The following is a 243-nucleotide window of genomic DNA, read 5'->3' on the forward strand; positions in this document are numbered from 1 at the left end:
GTCATCATGGCCCAAATTGTTCGGGCGGTTTTGTTTGCCAGCGCAATTGCCACGAGCATACGAGGCTTGCGTTCCAACATCTGTTCCAACCATGATCCTTTGGGTGGACCGTTTTTGATCGCCCATCTGATACGGGTCATGGCCCCAATAATCAGCAATCGTCGGATATCGCGTTGGCCCATTTTTGAGGTGCGGCCTAATATTTGCCGCCCGCCTGTGGATTTCTGGACAGGTACCAGCCCA

General features: G+C 53.1%; 1 protein-coding gene. It reads right to left on the reverse strand.

Annotated features, from left to right (window positions below; all coding sequences use genetic code 11):
• On the reverse strand, positions 1-243 hold a 243-nt coding region (locus AB9F27_RS22250), incomplete at both ends, for a transposase (protein WP_369758247.1).

The organism is Falsihalocynthiibacter sp. CO-5D18 (genome assembly GCF_041205445.1).
Taxonomy (GTDB): Bacteria; Pseudomonadota; Alphaproteobacteria; order Rhodobacterales; family Rhodobacteraceae; genus Falsihalocynthiibacter; species Falsihalocynthiibacter arcticus.